Annotated in this window: 2 protein-coding genes; one reads left to right on the top strand and one right to left on the bottom strand. The window is 44.0% G+C overall.

Going from position 1 to position 1,538, the window contains the following annotated elements; translation table 11 throughout:
- The coding region (locus KDK16_RS00120) for a C2 family cysteine protease (RefSeq protein WP_257274150.1) at nucleotides 1-962 on the top strand (962 nt) is incomplete at its 5' end.
- 37 nt (nucleotides 963-999) lie between these two features.
- Here KDK16_RS00120 and KDK16_RS00125 read toward each other — a convergent pair.
- Nucleotides 1,000-1,538: hypothetical protein (locus tag KDK16_RS00125; RefSeq protein WP_257274151.1), on the bottom strand; the 539-nt coding region annotated here is incomplete at its 5' end.

Below are 1,538 nucleotides of genomic sequence, written 5' to 3' on the forward strand. Positions count from 1 at the left end.
CCAGCATCACTCCGGATAACCTCCTGCAGAAGCGTTTTCCAGATTGCACTCTGATCGCTTCGCTGGCCTCAATAGCCAGTTCTGAAACCGGAAAAAGGTTGATATTCAATTACTTCTATACCATTGATGAGCAGACATTTGGTATTCTTTTTCAAGGCATTACTACGGGCATCCTGATTCAATTCAGAGAGATTGAGCACCACCCATACTTTGCTAAAACACGGGATGGTGGTCTCTGGCTGGCTATGCTGGAAGCCGCATACGCTCAACAGTCGAAACGCTTCATTAATAGAAGACGACATGATTACAAGGCACAATACAAATATCATCTATATTCGGAACTGAAGGGAGTCTATGAAACAGATGCTTTCCCTATTCTAATGGGGTCGCATAACAACCTCATCAACCCGCAATCACTGACTCAAGAGCGACTGAAGGAACGACTCAACTCTTTTATTGATAATGAAAAAGTAGCAACTGTTTCTATCAACCCATCCTATTCAGCCCGCTTGGGGCTAAGGCCATTTTCAGGAATCAAAACCAAGCACGCCTATAGCCTGATTGGTTATGACAAAGAAAAAGATATTGTTTATATTCGCGACCCTCAAGGTAAGTCTGCTGCGGTTGAAAATATCATTACCATTATTAGACATAAACAGCATCTTTCCATAAGAGATAACGCAATATTTGAAGTCATGACGAACAAACGCGGCCGATCTGGCTACGGAGTCAGTTATACCATGACGGAGCCTCAAATAAATTACCTGCTTAATCAAGCTAATCTGGGGGTGATTGACATGGACAAGAAAATAACCTCTATTGGAAAACCCAAGTCTACTTCTGAAAGAAGCCCTGCCAATACCGGCATCATCGAAATGAGCGTAGAGCAGTTCATTAGCACGTTTAATCTCATGCAAATGAGTCAGGACGGGCCATACCAATGCCTGAATAACAACAATTGACTCCCACACCAACACAACCCTTTTGACTCGCCCGTCATTACCTGACCAGAATTTCAAAGTCCTTTGAATCAACTAAAGCGTGAGAGTCTCCGCAGGGCGTTGCAAATGACGCTTTACAGACCTTGTCCTTCCCAAAATACTTGCCGTAGGTTTCGTAACCGTTATTCTTAAAACGACAAAAATATTGCGGCACTTTGATTATTTTTTTGCCAGAGTTTGAATAGCTGTAACCGGCAATAATAGCCTTTTCTGGCAGATCACCCTCAAAAGCCTGCCAGCGAATATAACCACCAATCACAGGTCTCAGGTAAGAACCAATAGTGCCATCCTGATTAGTAGCGACGTAGCCACTTTTTCCACTGGTACCTATGTATCTACAATACTTATCAGGTCCCTCCCCTGCCAATGATCCCAAGATAAACGCTTCGTAAGGCTCTATGGGGGAGCAAAAGTATGTGTAAGCCTCAAGATTGGCCACTCCTTTGAGACCCTCTTCTGATGTCACTGTTTGCCATATAACGGGAGACCGCGTGGCTGGACGGGCTTTCTGTCGCACAGGGATAAAATGGGACATAC

It is taken from the genome of Endozoicomonas sp. SESOKO4, from assembly GCF_024606275.1.